Source organism: Nitrospirillum bahiense, assembly GCF_007828025.1.
GTDB lineage: Bacteria > Pseudomonadota > Alphaproteobacteria > Azospirillales > Azospirillaceae > Nitrospirillum > Nitrospirillum amazonense.
This window is the reverse complement of record NZ_VITO01000003.1, coordinates 345,883-364,183: the sequence shown is the minus strand read 5'-3', so window position 1 is coordinate 364,183 and position 18,301 is coordinate 345,883. Positions and strand designations below refer to the sequence as shown.

Below are 18,301 nucleotides of genomic sequence, written 5' to 3'. Positions count from 1 at the left end.
ACGGCGCCGCCGTCCCACGTGGGGACCGGCGGGCTCATTGTGTGGATACCTATTCCTTGACCTGTCCAGGCAGGTCCCAAATCTGCGTGTGGACGCCGGCCAGGCTGGTGTCCAGGACCGGATGCAGGTCGAAAACGACCACCTCGTTCACCCCGACCTTGAGAAAGCTCTCCGGCACGAACAGGGTGCGCTGCGGCCCGACCGACCAATGGCGGCCGAGATTGTGACCGTTGACCCAGGCATAGCCTTTGCCCCAGCCGCGCATGTCGAGGAAGGTGTAGCCGGCCCCCTTGAGCTCGAACGTGCCGCGGTGGAAGGCGGGGCCGTCGCTCACCGTGCCAACCCGGAACGCCAGGCCGCCCAAGTCGTCCAGCGGCAACCCCTCGTGGGTCCAGCCCTGCAAAGACTGGTCCTCCAGCGTCACCCCACCGATGAGGCCTTTCTGGTCCCGCCCAATGCGCTCGCCGTAATTGACGTGGCCCATGGTGTCGACCAGGATCTCCAGGCTGTCCCCGGCCTGGACGGACAGGGCGATTTCCCGTTCGTTCAGGCGCCGGTCCAGCACGCCGACGCGGCGGCCGTTGACCGACACCACGGCGTAATCGCGGACCTCGCCGATACGCAAGGTGCCTTCGGCGGCCTTGGCGAACCGGTGGCGATAGCGCATGAGGCCGTGGCTTTGGCCCAGCGATTCCAGCGTCCGGGGGGCCGGCGCCGCCACCGGCCTGCCGAACAGGGGCGTGACCGCCGCCGTCTCGGTCAGCCGGAAGCGGGGAATTTCCAGCGCCTTCTGTGGCGCCGGCAGGGGGGCGAACCGCTCCGCCGGCAGATAGCGCCTCATTACCTCCAGCACTGCGCTGAATTTCGGCGTGGGGCGCCCGGCCTCATCGAGCAGTGCGTCATAGTCGTAGCTGGAGATGTCGGGCTGATAGGTTTCGGTCTTGCGATCGAAGTTGGCGCCGGCATCGAACCCGAACGACGTGCCGCCATGCGCCATGTAGAAGCTGACCGAGATCTGGCGGTCCAGCATCCATGTCAGGCTGTCGAGCAAGGGCGGCGCCGGCATGGCGGAATGCACCTCGCCGAAATGATCGAACCAGCCACCCCAGAGTTCGGTGCAGATGCGGGGACCGGACGGCTTGAACGCGGCGTAGCGCTTGAACTCCTCCTCCGCCTTGTCCGTGGTACCGAAGTTGACACCGTTGATCAGCGACGGCAGGGCGCCCTTCTCAATGACCGACGCGCCGTCCACCGTGTACAGCGCGCCGTCGAAGCCCGCCGACCGGATCTGGTCGCGCACCGCCTCCATATAGGCCCGGTCCTGCCCGAAGGAGCCGTATTCATTCTCCACCTGGGTCATCAGGACCGGCCCGCCCTTGTCGATCTCCAGATGGGCGACCTCCTGCCCCAGCCGCTTCAGCCAGCGGCCGGAAAGCTGCATGTAGGTGGGGTCCAGCGACCGGGCCTTGACGCTTTCATCCGCGAAAACCCAGGCCGGCAGTGCGCCGCCGTCCCATTCCGCGCAGGCGTAGGGACCGACGCGCAGCAGGACGTGCAGACCCTCCTCCTGCGCCAGGGCCAGCCAGGCGGACAGGTCCAGGTTGCCGGTGAAGTCATACCGCCCCGGCGCCTTTTCATGGGCGTTCCAGAAGACATAAGCGCTGAGCGTGTTCAGCCCCAGGCTCTTCAGCTTGCGCAGGCGGTCGCGCCAGTCCGCACGGGCGATGCGGGGATAGTGCAACTCCCCGGCCAGGATCTGCAGGGGCTGGCCGTCCAGCAGGAAGTGGTCGCCGTTGGTGGTGAAACGGCTGGTGCCGGCTCGCGCGGCGGTGAAAGGCGCCAGGGCGCCAGCGGTGAGACCGGCGGCGCCGGCCAGAAAGGTTCTGCGGGGGATCATGGCTGTCCGGTTTGAGAGGTGCTGGGGCGCGGCCCCGTCAGGCTTCGGCATGCGTCTCCTCCCCCTCAGCGCACGGGCGCGCGCAGCAGCGCCGGCTTGCGGGCCAGCAGGTCGATCATCAATTCCCCGAACAGGGTGTTGGCCCAGGCGAACCAGGACCGGGTGAAATGGGTGGGGTCATCCTGGTCGAAGGCCTCATGCATGAAGCCGGTACCGGCATGCGTGGCCTTCAGCCAGGCCAGGCACTGGCGGATCTCGGCGTCGTCGTCGCTGGTCAGGGCGCGCACGATGATGGCCATGGGCCAAATCATGCGCAGGCCTTCATGTGGGCCGCCAACACCTTCCCCGGCGGTGCCCTGGAAGAAATAGGGGTTGTCGTCGCTCCACACCCGCGCCCGGGTGCGGCGGTACAGGGGATCATCGGCAGCGCAGCAGCCCAGGTAGGGCAGGCCCAGCAGGCTGGGCACGTTGGCGTCGTCCATGAACAGGCGATTGCCGAAGCCGTCGACCTCATAGGCCCAGATGTCCTGGCCGGCCGCGTCGGACATGCGGCCATGGGCATGCACCGCCGCCTCCACCTCCGCCGCAAGGGCCAGCGCGTCCCGGGCCAGCGCTTCCTCCCCACCCACGGCGCGCCACAGGGGCGCCAGCAGGCGGAGGGCCGTGATAGCGAACAGGTTGCCGGGGATGTTGAAGGCATACAGGCAGGCGTCGTCCGAGGGGCGAAACATGGCGTGGATCATGCCCACCTTGCGCGTGGGGAAGCCGTAGCCGTCCAACGCCAAGGTTTCGGTCGGCGTCTCCGCCTTGCGCTGGAAGCGATAGGGGCCGGGGCCGTCCTTGCGCTGCTGCTGGCGCAAGGTGGCCACCACCAGGCGCATCGCCGCCCGCCATTCCTCATCGAACGGCGTCACATCCCCGGTGGCGCGCCAATAGCCATGGGCCAGGCGGATGGGATAGCACAGGCTGTCGATCTCCCACTTCCGCTCCGCCACCCCCGGCTTCATCTCCGTCAGGTCGCCCACGGCCCATTTGTTGGGGGTGGTGCCCTTGGGGTCCGGCAGGAAGGCGTTGGCGTAGGGATCGATCAGGATGCAGCGCGCCTGGCGATGGATCAGGCCGTGGAACACCTGGCGTAAAACGGCATCGTTCCTGGCCAGCGGCAGGTAGGGCCACACCTGGGCGGAGCTGTCGCGCAGCCACAGGCATTCGATGTCGCCGGTGATGACGAAGCTGTCGGCCTTGCCGTCCAGCCGCCCCAGCTCCACCGTTGTGTCCAGGGTGTTGGGGAAGCAGTTCTCGAACAGCCAGGCCAACTCCGGATCCGCGATGGCGGCCTTCACCCGCGCCAACTCCCGCTCCACCGCCGGGCTGGACACCTTGCGTTGGGCCGGCGGCGGGCGCCGGCTGGCAAGGGGGGCGGCATGGGTGCGCTTTGCCGGCAGGGCTCCTGCCAAAACGCCACCCGCCAGACCCCACAGCGTGTCACGACGGCTGATCATCCCGCGTCCTTCATTTCGGCCCCGTTCATTTTGGCAGGGCCTGGCGACCCTGGATGTCGACCGTCTTCTCGATGCCCGGAGTGAAGTCCGGCTGGCCGCCACCCACGAAAACCTGATAGCGCCCCGCCTCCACCGTGCGGTTGCCGGCGGCGTCCACGCCGCTGATGTCACGGGGCTGCACCTGGAAGGTCACGCGCTTTCTTTCCCCCGGTTCCAGGTGCACGCGCTGGAACCCGGCCAGCAGGCGGCGCGGCGCCAGGGGGCCGGACGGGGGCGTGACGTACAGCTGCGCCACCTCCTCACCCGGATGGTCGCCCACGTTCCTGACCGTGACGCTGGCCGCGAGTGGCTGGCCGGCCGGCAGATCGGTCGCGGACAGCGTCAGATCGTCATAGGCGTAGCGGGTGTAGCTGAGGCCAAAGCCGAAGGGGTACAGCGGCGTGCCCTCGAAATAGCGGTAGGTGCGCCCGGCCATGGCATAGTCAACGAACGGCGGCAGGTCGCGGACGGAGCGGTAGAAGGTCACCGGCAGGCGGCCGGACGGATTGTTGCTGCCGGTCAGCGTCTCGGCGAGCGCCCGGCCGCCGCGCTCCCCCGGGTACCAGGCGGCCAGCACGGCGTCGGCATGATCCTGCGCCCAGGTCAGCGCCACGGCGCTGCCGGACATCAGCACCACGACCAAAGGCTTGCCGGTCGTGGCTAGGGCCTCCAGCAATTGGCGTTGCGGCAGGGGCAGACCGATATCGGTGCGGTCGCCGCCGTCGAAGCCCGGCACGGCGATGCCCAGTTCCTCGCCCTCCACGTCCGGTGACAGGCCGACGAAGGCGATGATGGCGTCCGCGCCTTTGGTGGCGGCCAGAGCCGCCGCCCGCTGGACCTCCGCCGGCGCCAGCCACATCAGGCGCACACCCTGGTCCTGGCCGCTGTGCACCAGCTCCAGGCGCAGGCGGTGGGGGCTGGTACCCTCCACATGCAAGGGCACCATGAGGTCACTGTCCTTGCCGGTGCCGGGGTCGTTCAGCACCAGCCGGCCGTCCAGGTACAGGCGCACGGGGTCATGCCCTTGACAGTCGAAGCAGCGGTCCACGCGCACCGCCAGGGTGTAGTCGCCCGGCCCCGGCGGCACCAGCAGGCCGGTCCAGCGCACGGCGTAGCGGCGCGCGTCCATGCCGGGAACCGGCGGCACCTTGTCCCAGTCGAAATCGACGGTGCGGTCGGTGCGGGTCAGGCGCGGTTCGCCGCTGAAATCCAGGCTGTCGAAATAGTCGCCGGTCAGGCCAGCCTCCGCCCCGCTGCCCGCCCCCGTCTTCAGCGCCGTCTCCGGCACCACCACGGGCACACCCTCCGCCAGGGTCGACCCTTGGGCGTAGCGGACGGTGCCCACGCCCGGGGCCATGCGCAGCGCCGCCAGGGGCGTGTAGGCTTGGACGGCGGTACCGTGATAATTGGCCTCCAGCACGCCCAACGCATCGGCGTTGGGGCCGACCACCGCCAGGTTGGAGCCGGGGGCCAGCGGCAGCGCGTTGTTGCGGTTCTTCAGCAGCACGATGGATTTGCGCGCCGCCTCCAGCGCCAGGGCGCGGGCGTTCACATCGTCGATGCGCTCCGCCCCGATGTCGGCGTAAGGGTCGGCGGCGGTGAAGGCGCCCAGCCGGGCGCGGGCGGCCACGACGCGCCGCGCCGCCTGGTCCACCGCACCCTCCGTCACCAGATGCTGGCTGACGGCGGCATTCAGGTCTGCATAGGCGTAGCGGCCGCCGCCGCCGCAGTTCAGATCAGTGCCAGCCAGCAGCGCTGCGGCGGCCGAGCCGGCATTGTCGGCGCGGTAGTGGTGGAAGCGTGTCATGTCGTCCACCGCGTCGCAGTCGGACACGACATAGCCCTTGAAGCCCCAATCCCGCCGCAGCCGGCCGTTCAGCAGCTCCGGATCGGCGCAGACGGGGGTGCCGTGCAGGGCGTTGTAGGCGCACATGACGGACCCCACCTGCCCTTCGGTGACGGCTGCGCGGAAGGCCGGCAGGTAGGTCTCCTCCAGATCATGGGGCGAGACGTCGACATCGAAGGCGTGGCGCCCGGCCTCCGGCCCGCTGTGCACGACGAAATGCTTGGCGGTGGCGATGGCCTTGGGATGGGCTGGATCCGGCCCCTGGATGCCCTGGATGAAGGCCACGGCCAGCCGGCCGGTCAGGTAGGGATCCTCGCCATAGGTTTCCTGCCCCCGGCCCCAGCGCGGGTCGCGAAAGATGTTGATATTGGGCGACCAGATGGTCAGGCCCTGGTAGCGGTCATGATCGGCTTTGGGGCCGGCGGCGTTGAACTTCGCCCGCGCCTCGGTAGACACGGTATCGCCCACCCGGCGCAGCAGGTCGGTGTCCCAGGTCGCGGCCAGGCCAATGGCCTGGGGGAAAACGGTGGCGTAGCCGGCACGGGCGACGCCGTGCAACCCTTCGTTCCACCATTCGTAGGCCGGCAGATCCAGGCGCGGGATGGCGGGGGCTGCGCTTTGAATCTGGCCGATCTTTTCGGCCAGGGTCATGCGGTTGACCAGCACCTCGCTATCCGTCTGCGACCAAGCCCCGGTGGGCAGGACCAGGGACAGCAGCGCCGCCCCCAGCGCGAGAACCCGCCTCACGACCGCGCCCCCTTGGTGGCGCCGGCCAGGGAGCGCACGGACAGGGCCTGGCGCAGGGCGGCGATGTCGGCGGCACTGCGCACGGCCAGCGTCACCGTCTGGCCCGGCAGCAGGTCGAAGGCGTTGTCCGACAGGCTGGCGTCCCTGTCACCGAATTCCACCCAGACGCCACGCGCCAGGCGCTGCGCCTTGATCGTCAGGGTATAGCCGTCGGCGGCGGGCTGCAGGTCGGCGGTCAGCCCCGGATCCGTCAGGGCCAGGTCGATGGCGTCGGCGAAATAGACGATCTCGCGCGATACCGGCTGGCCGCCCTGCAGCAGTTCCACCACCGCGACGGTGCGGGCCGGATCGGCCCCCTTCAACAGGGCGGCATCCTCGAAAGTACCGACATCCGTGCTGGACAGCGGCGCCAGGGTGACCGGCGTGGTCCGCTCCTGCCGCACGGTGCCGTCCAGATCCATGACCCGCAGGCGCCATTGCACCGCCAGCGGCGCGGTCAGGTCCGACACCAAGTGGATGTCGGTCGTGCCGTTATGGCGTTGGGCCGCGGCCAGCAGCGGGGCGTAGAAGCGTCGGGCGTGGAACTGCAGCGCCTTCCACCGGCCGAAATAGTCGATGCTGGACCAGGAGGCACCCGGCCACACGTCATTCAGCTGCCAGTACAGCGAGCCCATGCTATGCGGCCGCGAGGCGCGCAGATGCTCCGCCGCCATCTGTATGCCTTCCGCCTGCATCACCTGGCTAAGGTAGACAAAGGCGGCGAAGTCTTTGGGCTCGCCATAATATTTGCGGATGTAGAACAGCAGGCGGTCATTGCCGTTGCCATTGGCGAACTTCTGGTGCGCCCGCATGACCGGCGAATTCGGGCTGGCCAGATCCTCTGCATTGGCGAAGGCGCGCACCGTGCGCATCACGGGGAAAGATTGCAGGCCGTACTCGGACTGGAAACGCGGCGTGGTGTCCAGGTAGTCCTCCAGCGGGGCGGAGCCGGACCACACCTTCCAGTAGTGCTTGTCGCCGTCGTCCATCTGGTCGGCGGGGCCGTCGAAATCGGTGCTGGGGGTGCTGGCCCAATAGGGCACGCCGCCGGCATACTTGGCAACCACGCCGCGCAGCACGTCACCAAACAGCACGGTCATGCCGGTGACGATGCGCTCCCGCTCCGCCGGGGCGATGCTGTCCTTGAACGTCTGGCGGTCGGGCCAGGATTCCCAGCCGGTCTGCACCTCGTTGTTGCCGCACCAGAGGACGATGCTGGGGTGGTCGCGCAGGCGCTTCACCTGGTCCACCGCCTCGGCCCGGCTGCTCTCGCGGAAGGCCACGTCATAGGGGGTGATGGCACCGCCGAACATGAAGTCCTGCCACACCATGATGCCCATCTCGTCCGCCAGGTCGTAGAAGGCGTCGTCCTGGTAGTGGCCACCGCCCCACATGCGCAGCATGTTCATGTTGGCGTCGCGGGCCGATTGCAGCAGGGCGCGGGCGGTTTCCGCCGGCACCCGGCTGGGGAAGCTGTCCATGGGGATCAGGTTGGCGCCCTTGGCGAAGACGGGGATGCCGTTCACCACGAACTCGAAGCTCTTGCCCCACTGGTCCGGCGCGCGGCGCAGTTCCACCTGGCGCAGGCCGGTGCGCCGCGCGGAGGTCGCCACCACCTCCGCGCCATCGCTGATGGTCGCCTTGAAGGTGTAGAGGTCGGGCGCGCCATAGCCCGCCGGATACCACAGGCGGGGATGGTCGATACGCACCGGCAGGCTGACCTGGTTGGTGCCGGCGTCCAGCGCCACGTCCTGGGTAACGGCGGGCAGCGCCGTGCCATCCGGCGCGGTGGGGATGACGGTCACGCGCACCGTGCCCGGCCGGTCGGCGGCGATCTCGAACTCCGCCCGCACAGCCGCCGTCTCGATTCCCACCTTCTGCTGATCGATGTGGAAATCGGCCAGGCGGGGGCCGTCCCAGGCCTCCAACCGCACCGGCCGCCAGATGCCCAGGGTGACGTAGCGGGGACCCCAATCCCAGCCATACTGGTAGTTGGCCTTGCGCACGTAGTTGGAGGTCTGCTTGCCCGCCGGCTCATCGCCGAAGGCGCTGTCGAACTCACCCGGCAAGGCATAGGGCTGCTTCAGCAACCAGGGTTGCAGCTTGGCGATGGGGGAGTGCAGCGCCACCGACAGGGTGTTGGCGCCGGGGCGCAGCGCCTGCTTCACCGGCACGCGCCAGCGGCGGAACATGTTGTCGGCCGACAGCAGCGGTTTGCCGTTCACGCTGACATCGGCGAAGGTATCCAGCCCCTCGAACACCAGGTCGACATGGTCATGGCGCAGCGTCGCCTCATCCACGGCCAGGGTGGTGCGGTAGTCCCAATCGGCCAGGCCGATCCACTGTAGGCCGGCCTCGGCGTCGCGGTAGAACGGGTCGCCGATGCGGCCCAGGGCCAGAAGGTCGGTCTGCACCGCGCCCGGCACGGTGGCCGTCCGCCACTGCGTCTCCCCCCCATGCGCTTTGGCGGCCGGATCCTGCGGCGCCAGGCGGAAGGTCCAGCCCTGGTCCAGATCCCGCGTCATCGGCGCCGCTTCGGCCAGGCCGGGTGCCATCAGCGCCAAGGCGAACGCCAGGGACAGGGAATGGTTCAGGGCGCGCGGCATGGGAAATTTCCTCTGGTGCGGCATCAGCTTAGTCATGGTTCGGCCTGCAGGCTGACACTTCCGATGGCATATAGCGGACCATGGATAGACGCGGTGTACGTCAGGCATAGGTCATGCTCCCCCGTCGCCACCGGCAGCGGGGTGGTCAGGGGGAACTGTACCGGCGCCCTGGCCGGCGACGGCAGGGGCATGGTGGCGGCCACCGGCCCGTCGCACCCATCCATCCGCACCACCAGCTCGCCATTGGGCGTGGTCGCAGGATGGCTGCGCACCTTGACGGCGTCATGGGCCAAGCCGTAGTTGCGCGGCAGGCGGGCCGCCTGCACCGTCAGCGCGGTGACGCCGTTCAGCCGGGCCTTGGGATAGACCCAGCAGGCGTCGAACAGGTTGACGTTGAACACAGGGCCGCGCGTGGTCGCGTCCGGTGTCAGGGGAATCCGCAGGCCCATTTCGCCCTCGGGGCAGGCCGCCAGTTCCCCACTCTGCCGTGTGCGCAGCGCACCAGCGGTCAGGTTATACCGGCGGGGGGCAGCCAGCATCTGGCCGGCGTCGCTGAACACGGCCGCGTTCAGGATGGCAGGCAGCGTGAGATGCAGCGGCGCCTCGTAGGCCGTGGACGCCGTGGTCGGCGCGCTGCCGTCGGTGGTGTAGCGGATGGTGCCGAAGCCGGCCTGGTTGGACAGGGCCACCGTGGCGGCACCGGCGGCCAGCGCGGCGTTGGGCCCACCCTCCACCGTGAAATCGACGGCGAAGGCGCTGTCGGCCGCGTCCACGCCCAGGCGACGGTAGCGGGCCAGCTGTGCCGGCAGACGCCCCAGGAAATCCCGCCAGTCGCGCCGGTCCTTGGGCGACCACAGCCCCTCCGCCAGGGCGTCGATGCGGGGGTAGATGGCGTGGGTCACATGCCACGGCGTCATCATGTATTCGGTCCAGAGGTTGCCCTGACCGCCCAGCACATGGCGGGCCTGGTTCGCGTCCAGCTCCGCCGGCAAGGCGTCGTAGGCATAGATGTCCGCCAGGGTGACGATGGCCAGGCGGCCAGACGGCTCATCATTCCGCCGGCTTTGCAGGCTGTCCAGGTACAGGGTGGGCGCCGGCGACAGGATCACATCGTGGTTCATGCGGGCGGCATCCACGGCCCCCTTGGTGCCGCGCCAGGACATGATGGTGGCCGTGGGCGGGATGCCGCCCTCCAGAATCTCGTCCCAGCCGATCATGCGCCGGCCATGGGCCGCCAGATACTGGCCCACGCGCTCGATGAACCAGGTCTGCAGCGCGTTCTCATCCTTCAGACCCAGGGCCCGCATGCGTGCCTGCACCTGGGGGGACGACTTCCACTCGTCCTTCAGCGCCTCGTCGCCGCCGACGTGGATATAGGTGGAGGGGAACAGCGCCATCACCTCATCCAGCACGGTCTGGATGAAGGTGAAGCTGGCCTCATCGACATTGAACAGATAGGGGTTCACGCCCCAATCCACCGCCACGGCGGGCCGGGCACCGGTGACGCCGATGTTGGGATAGGAGGCCATGACCGCCTGGCCGTGGCCGGGCATGTCGATCTCCGGCACGATGGTGACATGCCGCGCAGCGGCATAGGCCACCAGGTCACGGATCTGATCCTGGGTGTAGAAGCCGCCGTAGCGCGGGCTCGGCGCGTCTGGCCCGCCGACAGTGGGTGGGGTGCGCCAGGCGCCCACCTTGGTCAGGTCGGGATAGTGCTTGATCTCCAGCCGCCAGCCCTGGTCATCCGTCAGGTGAAGATGCAGGCGGTTCAGCTTGTGCGCCGCCATCTGGTCGACCAAGGCCTTGACGCTGTCCAGGGGCTGGAAGTGGCGGGCCACGTCCAGCATCAGGCCGCGCCAGGAAAAGCGCGGCCAGTCCCGTATCTCCAGCGCCGGCACCGTAACCGGGCCCTGGCTGTCCCCCTCCGGCGTCAGCAGCTGGACCAGGCTCATGGCGCCATAGAACAGCCCGGCCTCATCCCGCGCCGTAACGCGGATGCCCTGCGGCGTCACCGCCAGGGTGTAGCCTTCGGCCTGGGCCACCGGGGCGGCGGCATCCAGGGCCAGGGTGACGGCAGCGGCGCCGCCGTCCCGTACGTCCAGGGTCAGGCCCCGCACCCGGCTCACCATACCGGCCAGCAGGGTGGCCGCCTGGCGCGCCTGGACGTCACCCGCGGGCACCGCGATACCGGCGCCGGCGCCCAGGGTAAAGGTTCCTTGTCCTGGCTGGAACTCGGCTGGCATGGGAATAAGGGCGGGTGCCGTCCCAGGTGGCGATGACACTGGACCCGATCCGGCGGCAGCACTGGCCACCACCACCATCGTCATGGCCAAAGCCCCCAAAACGGCCCTCATTCCCATCCCCATTGGCCCCATCCCCATCGGCCCTATTCCCATCCGCCCAGTCCCCTCAGCTTCGTTCCTGTTCTCAGCGCTGTGCCTTGGGCAGCTCGTCCCAGACCTTGGGGTCTTCCGAGCCCAGGACCCAGGAGCAGAAGCCCTCCAGGCCATACTCCTTCACCAGGGCGTAACGGTCATGGAAGCTGCGGGCTTCCGGCATGAACACCCATTCCCGCATCTGGTCGCGGTAGAAGAAGTAAAAGGCCTCATGCTCCACCGGATCCCACTGAATCTGCGCACCATACTGCTTGGCCTGCGGGATTGACTCGTCGGCATCGAAATAGGCGCCGGCGATGTTGGACGCCTCGGTCCCGTCCGGCTTCACCGGGTTGTCGGTGTACCAGCGGTAGCCATAGAGCGGGATGCCCAGCGACAGCTTTTCCTTGGGAATGAACTGCAGGGCGTACTTCAGGTGCTCCATCACCCAGGGCATACCGGCGACCGGGCCGGGCACGGTCCAGCGGGTGTGCTCGTCATAGGTCATCAGGCAGAACAGGTCGACGGCGTCGCCGATGGCCTTGTAATCGAAGGCGCCGCGCCAGAACTCCCACATCCACTTGGAGAAGGGGCCTCGGCCGGCATGGCCCGGCGCGTTGGGCACCACGGCGATGGACAGCTTCAGGCCGGCGCCGTGCAGGGCGGTCGCCGTCTGCTTGATCAGCAGGGTGAAGGCGTCGCGGTCGGTCCAGGCGATATTCTCGAAGTCGAACTGATAGCCGATCAGGCCGTGTTCCTTGGCCTGCTGCAACAGCGAGGCGATCATGGCCTTCTTGGCCGGCTCACTGGTGATCAGTTCATGGAACTTCTGCTTGTCCACCGGCGAGATGATGGGCATCACCGGCACCTTGTTCTCGTGCGCCAGCTTCAGCACATAGGGGTTGGGCTGCCCATACACCAAGCCGTTCTGGTCGACGCCGTACCATGTGGGCACCAGCAGGTCGATCTTGTCGATGTGCTGCTCGAACGAGTTAATCGATTTTTGGGTTTCCATCATATAGAACAAGGCGGTAGGCGCCTTAGTCCCAGTGGCGGCCCCAGTAGCTGCCCAGGCGGTGGACGCGGATCCGGCGGCCACCAGCATCGACAGGCCAGCGGCCAGCGTTCCCAACAGTCGTTTCATGACATCTCCTTCAAGGCGGCCTTGACGCCGCTCACTGCATCTCGATGCGGTAGACGTAGGCGGCGATGGCGCCCGCCGGCCGCTGCGGCAGGGTCAGGTGCAGGCCATCGGCATCCTGGCGGAAGGTCAGCGTGCCGCCTCCGGTACCCAGCAGGGTCACGGCCTTCACCTTGTCCTCCGCCTTCAGGCTGTGGATCACGGCCTCCCCTTCCGCCGGCCAGCCCAGCTCGATGGCGTAGAGTGCCGTGCCCTTGGTGGTGAAGCGGAAGTCCTGGGCCGTGTAGGGCTTGGTCTTGGTTTCCTGGAAGGACCCGCTGGCCACCTCTGTCGGGCCCTCGCCGAACTGACGCCAGGGCCGGGTGCCGTAGATGGCCTCGCCATTCACCGTCAGCCAGCCGCCCATGGCCATCAGCGTGTCCTGCGCCCCTTGAGGAATGCTGCCATCGGCGCGCGGGCCGATGTTCAGCAGCAGGTTGCCGTTCTTGGACACGACGTCGGCCAGCAGATGGATCAGCGCCTGCGGCGATTTGTAGGTGTCGTTCTCGACATAGCCCCAGCTGTCGTTGCTGATGGAGGTGCAGGTCTGCCAGACGCGCGGCTGGATGCCCGGCAGCTGGCCACGCTCGATGTCCAGCACGCCGGCGCCTTCGGGGAAGGCGCCGATCTTGTAGTTGACGATGGCGGATCCGCCCAGCTTGGCCTGGCTGTTGTAGTAGTAGGCCAGGAACTTGGGCAATGTGCCGCGGAATGCCGGGTGGCCGATCCACCAGTCGAAGTAGATCAGGTCGGGGTGGTAGAGATCCACCAGCTCAGCCGACCGGGCCAGCCAGTCGCTCAGCCATGCCTGCGACACCGGCGTGAAGTCGCCGAACACGTCGGCGTCGTCCGACCCCTTCTCCTTCACCCGCAGCTGGGCGGGACCGTAGAAGTCGGCGTAGCGTGGATCATTGACGTCCGAGGGGATCTTGCGCCCCTCATCGAAGAACCAGTCATGCTCCGCCCGGTGCGACGACAGGCCAAGATGCAGGCCTTGCGCCCGCACCGCCCGCGCCAGGTCGCCGATCAGGTCGCGCTTGGGCCCCATGCGCACCGCCGACCAGTCCGACAGCCTGGTGTCGTACATTGCGAAGCCGTCGTGATGTTCCGCCACCGGCACCACGTACTGGGCACCGGCCGCCCGGAACAGGGCGGCCCAGGCGCGGGGGTCGTACTTCTCCGCCTTGAACAGGGGAATGAAGTCCTTGTAGCCGAATTTGTCCTGGGGGCCGAAGGTCTTGATGTGGTGGTCGTACTCCTTGGTGCCCTTGGTGTACATGAGGCGCGAGTACCACTCGCTGCCAAAGGCGGGAACGGAATACAGGCCCCAGTGGATGAAGACACCGAACTTGGCGTCCGCGTACCATTGCGGCACCTGATAGGTCTTCAGCGAGGCCCAGTCCGGCCGGAACGGGCCCTGTCCATCCCCCTGCTCCACCTGCCTCAGCTCGGCGGCAACGTCGGACACATGCTTGGCGCCGCGCTTTTCCCACTGCAGGTCAATTTGAGCTGGCGACAGGGTGTCGGCGGTGGGAGCGGTGGCGGGCACTGATAGTTGCTTGGCCGCGAAAGCCGCCCCTGCCGGAACGGACAACGCCGTCGCCAGCAGGCAGGCCCGGATCAGGCGCCCCCCGGTCAAGCGTGAAGAGCGGCGGATCATGGCTTGGCCTCCGGTTTGGACAGTTGAATCGGATCGGCGGGCAATGGCGCTGCCCAGCCGTGGGGGCGGTTCTGTCACCCGTCCCATTCTGCCAAATCTTTTCTTTAATTTAAAAAAGAATGGGCCGCCGCCAAAGCGCGAGGCGACGGCCCAGGGGAGGGAAGGCTTACATCTTGTAGGACATGCTGACGGAGTAAACGCTGCCGTTGCGGTAGTAACCGATCGGCGCGGCCTTCGTGCCGCTGTACGAGTAGTACAACTCGTCCAGCAGGTTCGTGGCGTTCACCGTCGCCTGCAGGTTCTCCGTGATGCTGTAGGTGGCGGAGAAGTCCAGCTGCATGTACGAGTCGGTCATGTTGTTCGAATTCAAACGACCGATGCTGGTGAAGTAGGACGAACGCCACCCCAGGCTTACACGCGCCTGCAGCGGCCCCTGCTCATAATAGGGGATGAAGTTCACCGTATGCCGTGACAGGTACGGCATGTTCAGGCCACTGGCCGTATCGGCGATCGCATAAGTGTAGTTGGTCTGGACACCAAACCCGTAGGCGATGTTCGTCTGATAAAGGGCCGAGAAGCCCTTAACATTCGCATCAGAGAAGTTTTGAGGCGTTGTGATCGAGTAATCATGAACCAGGCCGTCGCGCTGGCTGACGAGCGGCACGTTATCCTTCGTGACGCTTACAATGTACGATGAAATCTGGCGGAAGAAGAATTCGCCAGAAACCAGCGAGTCCTTATTGAAGTACCACTCGGCGGAAACGTCGTAATTGTTCGATTCATACGGCTTCAGGTTGGGGTTGCCACCACTGCCATTGAAACTGGTGTCATCCTTCGAGAAGGCGCCGGCGTAGTCGGCATAACGCGGACGGGCAATAACCTTGGCGGCGCCGAAACGAACCACCACATCGTCCGTGGCGTCATAAGCGACGTTGAAGGACGGCAGGAAGCGGCCATAACGGTTATTCGTGGTCACCGACTGATAGCTGTTGCCGTTATCACTGGTGTTCCAGAACTTTATATCGTCGTCACTGTGCACGTAGCGCACACCCAAATTACCCCGGTAATTGGTGCCGGCAAAGTTGGCCTGGACGTACGCATTCCCATTCTTCTCGGTCACCTTATATTCGGAACCATAGTCCCGATAGTAGGTGGTGTTCAGCCCATCCAGATAATTGACCACCGCTTCTTTGCTGATGGTGGAGAAGTGGATGAGGTCGCCGCTCGCATTCAGGTCGTCGAACACGCTGCTCGGCACCGGCGACGCGCCCAGACTGGTCAGGGAAACCGCGCCATTGGACATGGTCCGGCTGCCGTAGGCGCGGACCGTGTTCAGGTGGTCGGTGTATTTCACACCGGCCTGGACGCTGGTGATCGGACCCAGGTTGATATCATGGGTCACGTCCATCTGGCCGTAGGCCTCGGAGTCGGCATTCAGCTGAGCCGCGATACCGCCCGCCTGCCCACCCGCGGCCCGGGTCGACAGCGCATTACCGGACGCGGAGCCATTGGTGTAGGTGACGTTCGTGTTGGTGCCGTCATACGCAAAGCTGTACGGCGCCGACGAATAGAACGAGAGCAGGTATTCGGGGTCCTTGCCACCGAAGGCGCGGGTGTAGCCGACGTCGGTGTGGACCTTCCAATCCTTGGTCGGCGTCCAGGTGCCCGCCAAGTTCAGGCGAGCGGTCTGCACCGTCGTCTGGCGATAATTCGTGTCCAATTCGGTGTAGGCGCCATTACCCAACGTCGCGTTGGTGATCAACCCGTCCTTCACCGTGGCCGTCTGGAACGCACCCTTGCTGCCAGCCGGGTAGATAAAGCGAGACTGGCTGAAGTTGTTATAGTCGCCATGAATGTAGATGCCCGACAGATCAAAATCGAGGGTGTCGGTCGGCTGGTACTGAATGGCGGCCTGCACGCCCTCGCGTTCACGGGTCTGCTGGAAGTAGGCGGCGTTGATGCCCGCCGGGTACTTGGCGGAATTAATGTCGCCGCCCGTGACGGCCACATTCGGATTGGCGGCCGTGATGTCCTTGCCACTGCCATAACCGAAGAATTCGATACCGGCGCGCGACAGGTCTTCCTTGTCGTAAGTGCCGGCGACCATCACGCCGAAGTTGCTGGCGGCATTCTTCCAGCTGTAGAGCAGCGACCCGCGCGGATTTCCCTGCTCAGACCGCGTGTTGTACGAATAGCCGACCGAGCCGCGCAGGGTGTTGGCATCCAGATCCAGCGGCTTGCGCGTGTGGATGATGACGGTGCCACCCAGGCTGCCTTCGTCGATACGGGCTTCCGTCGACTTGTACACCTCGGCCTGGTCGATGATTTCCGGCGACAGCAGGCTGTAGTTGAACGTGCGGCTGTTCGGGTCGTTGGGGTTGCCGCCCCAGTCGGCCGAGGCGATGCTCTGGCCGTCGACCAGGATGCGGTTCAGCGCCGGGTCCGTACCCAGGATGCTGATCTTCTCGCCTTCGCCGAACTGGTGGTCGACGCTGATGCCGGGCAGGTGCGACAGGGATTCCGCCACGTTGGTGTCGGGGAACTTGCCCACGCCCTCGGCCGAAATGACGTCGACGATAGCATTCGCCTCGCGCTTCACCTCGATAGAGCGCTCCAAACTCTTGCGGATACTTGTGACAACGATCTCTTGCAGCTCGTCGTCAGCATTGGCATCCGCCGCGTACGCCTGGACGGGTATGAACGATGTCGCCCCCATGCTCATCAGCATGGTGGTAACCAAGGCATACTTCTTAATTCCCATGATGTGGTTTCCCCTGCTGCGCTTTATTTTTCTGAGTTCTGCCGATGTCTTTGATTTCGATCCGATCCGTATCGGCATTACTGCGTCGGTGTTAACGGTAACCAAAGTGCCGCAGAGCCCCGCGCTCGTCAATTTTTTTTTAATTTGCTTTCATAATTCCCTTTTTGCCCTGATGATGGGAAAAACGGGCGATGGCGGAAGTGAGGAATACCAGCAGGATGCGGGCCGGCCGGCCCATCCCGTTCGGGGACGGCGACAACGCCCCCGACGCTGATCTGCCCACCCGTTCCATTCACGATCACGGACAAGGATGGCGCCCATGGCCCCTGTGAAACCGTCCCCTTCCCCGCATCAGAACCGCGCATCCATGGTCGTCATCGGGGTTCTGTTCTTCATCTTCGGCTTCGTCACCTGGCTGAACGGGCCGCTGATCACGTTCGTGAAACTGGCGTTCACGCTGGACGACGTGAACGCCTTCCTGATCCCCATGGTCTTCTACTTGTCCTACCTGTTCCTTTCCCTGCCCTCCTCCTGGGTGCTCCGGCGGACGGGCATGAAGAAGGGGATGGGGGCCGGGCTGTTCGTCATGGCCATCGGCGCAGCACTTTTCGGCGAATGCGCCACGATTCGGGTCTATCCCGGCGCGCTGGCCGGCCTGTTCGTCATCGGCGCCGGCCTGTCGCTGCTGCAGACGGCGGCCAATCCCTACATCAGCATCCTGGGCCCCATCGACAGCGCCGCCCAGCGCATCGCCGTCATGGGCATCTGCAACAAGGTGGCGGGCATGCTGGCGCCGGTGGTCATCGGCGCGCTGGTGCTGAGCGGCATCGACACCCTGGACCAGCAGGTCAAGACCGCCCCCACGCCGGAGGCACGGGAGGCACTGCTGTCCGCCTTCGCCGCCAAGATTCACCTGCCCTACCTCGCCATGGCGGCGCTGCTGGCCCTGCTGGCCATCTGGGTGGTCCGCTCCCCCCTGCCGGAAATCTCAGCCGACTCCAATGCCGGCGGCGGGCCGCGGGACGGCGATACCCCGCCCTTGAGCCGCATTCCCCATCTATGGCTGGGTGTGCTGTGCCTGTTCCTTTATGTGGGGGTGGAGGTCATGGCCGGCGACGCCATTGGCACCTACGGCCATGGATTCGACCTGCCGCTGGATGAGACCAAGTTCTTCACCTCCTTCACCCTGGCGGCCATGCTGGCGGGCTATCTGGGCGGCCTGGTGCTGATTCCCCGCGTACTGTCGCAGGAACGATATCTGGCCCTGTCCGCGGCCCTGGGCGTGGTGCTGACCGTCGCGGCCTATGTCACCCATGGCTACGCCTCCGTCGCCTGTGTGGCGGCGCTGGGCTTCGCCAACGCCATGATGTGGCCCGCCATCTTCCCCCTGGGCATCCGCGGCCTGGGCCGGCACACGGAGATCGGCTCCGCCTTCATGGTCATGGGCATCGCCGGCGGCGCCGTCCTGCCCCAGCTGTTCGTGCAGCTGAAGCAGCACTTCCCTTTCCAGGCCGTGTTCCTGGCCCTGATGGCGCCGGCCTATCTCTACATCCTGTTCTTCGCCCTCTACGGCCATCGCGTCGGCCGCAAGGCCGCCACCGCGGTTCCCTCCCTCGCCTGATCCTTATCGCTTCTTCTGAAAAAGC

The 18,301-nt window shown here is 66.4% G+C and carries 10 protein-coding genes; 2 read left to right on the top strand and 8 right to left on the bottom strand.

The annotated features are described in order from the left end of the window. Positions 1–49: 49 nt before the first annotated feature. The 8 genes from FBZ88_RS06695 to FBZ88_RS06660 all read right to left on the bottom strand — a co-directional run bounded on the left by FBZ88_RS06695 (position 50) and on the right by FBZ88_RS06660 (position 16,622). Positions 50–1,897: a glycoside hydrolase family 35 protein gene (locus FBZ88_RS06695; protein WP_186464243.1), complete on the bottom strand. Its 1,848-nt coding sequence runs from the start codon at positions 1,895–1,897 to the stop codon at positions 50–52. Positions 1,898–1,962: 65 nt separating this feature from the next. Further along, the gene (locus FBZ88_RS06690; RefSeq protein ID WP_186464242.1) at positions 1,963–3,399 is read right to left on the bottom strand and encodes a glycoside hydrolase family 125 protein; all 1,437 of its coding nucleotides are present in this window, start codon (positions 3,397–3,399) and stop codon (positions 1,963–1,965) included. A 25-nt stretch (positions 3,400–3,424) separates the two neighbouring features. Further along, a complete protein-coding gene (locus FBZ88_RS06685) occupies positions 3,425–6,031 on the bottom strand; it encodes a glycoside hydrolase family 3 C-terminal domain-containing protein (RefSeq protein WP_211102557.1) in 2,607 nt (868 codons plus the stop codon). Next, positions 6,028–8,676 (bottom strand): beta-mannosidase, encoded by a 2,649-nt coding sequence (locus FBZ88_RS06680; protein WP_246138542.1) that lies wholly within the window; start codon positions 8,674–8,676, stop codon positions 6,028–6,030. Before FBZ88_RS06680 ends, FBZ88_RS06685 begins: the two co-directional genes overlap by 4 nt. A 32-nt stretch (positions 8,677–8,708) precedes the next feature. Then, on the bottom strand, positions 8,709–11,033 hold the full coding sequence (locus FBZ88_RS06675; RefSeq protein ID WP_246138541.1) for a family 20 glycosylhydrolase: 2,325 nt from the start codon (positions 11,031–11,033) through the stop codon (positions 8,709–8,711). 73 nt (positions 11,034–11,106) lie between these two features. Beyond that, complete coding sequence (locus tag FBZ88_RS06670; protein ID WP_145615978.1) at positions 11,107–12,198, bottom strand: glycosyl hydrolase family 18 protein; 1,092 nt, start codon at positions 12,196–12,198, stop codon at positions 11,107–11,109. A 31-nt stretch (positions 12,199–12,229) separates the two neighbouring features. After that, positions 12,230–13,894 carry an alpha-L-fucosidase gene (locus FBZ88_RS06665; protein ID WP_145615977.1) on the bottom strand — a complete coding sequence of 555 codons (1,665 nt, stop codon included), beginning with the start codon at positions 13,892–13,894 and terminating at the stop codon, positions 12,230–12,232. Between the two features lie 166 nt (positions 13,895–14,060). Further along, on the bottom strand, positions 14,061–16,622 hold the full coding sequence (locus FBZ88_RS06660) for a TonB-dependent receptor (RefSeq protein ID WP_246138540.1): 2,562 nt from the start codon (positions 16,620–16,622) through the stop codon (positions 14,061–14,063). Between FBZ88_RS06660 and FBZ88_RS30135 the strand changes: the two genes are divergently transcribed. After that, a complete protein-coding gene (locus FBZ88_RS30135; RefSeq protein WP_211102566.1) occupies positions 16,609–16,929 on the top strand; it encodes a hypothetical protein in 321 nt (106 codons plus the stop codon). The genes FBZ88_RS06660 and FBZ88_RS30135 overlap by 14 nt on opposite strands. Positions 16,930–17,022: 93 nt before the next feature. Continuing rightward, positions 17,023–18,276 (top strand): sugar MFS transporter, encoded by a 1,254-nt coding sequence (locus tag FBZ88_RS06650; protein ID WP_246138539.1) that lies wholly within the window; start codon positions 17,023–17,025, stop codon positions 18,274–18,276. Positions 18,277–18,301 lie beyond the last annotated feature (25 nt).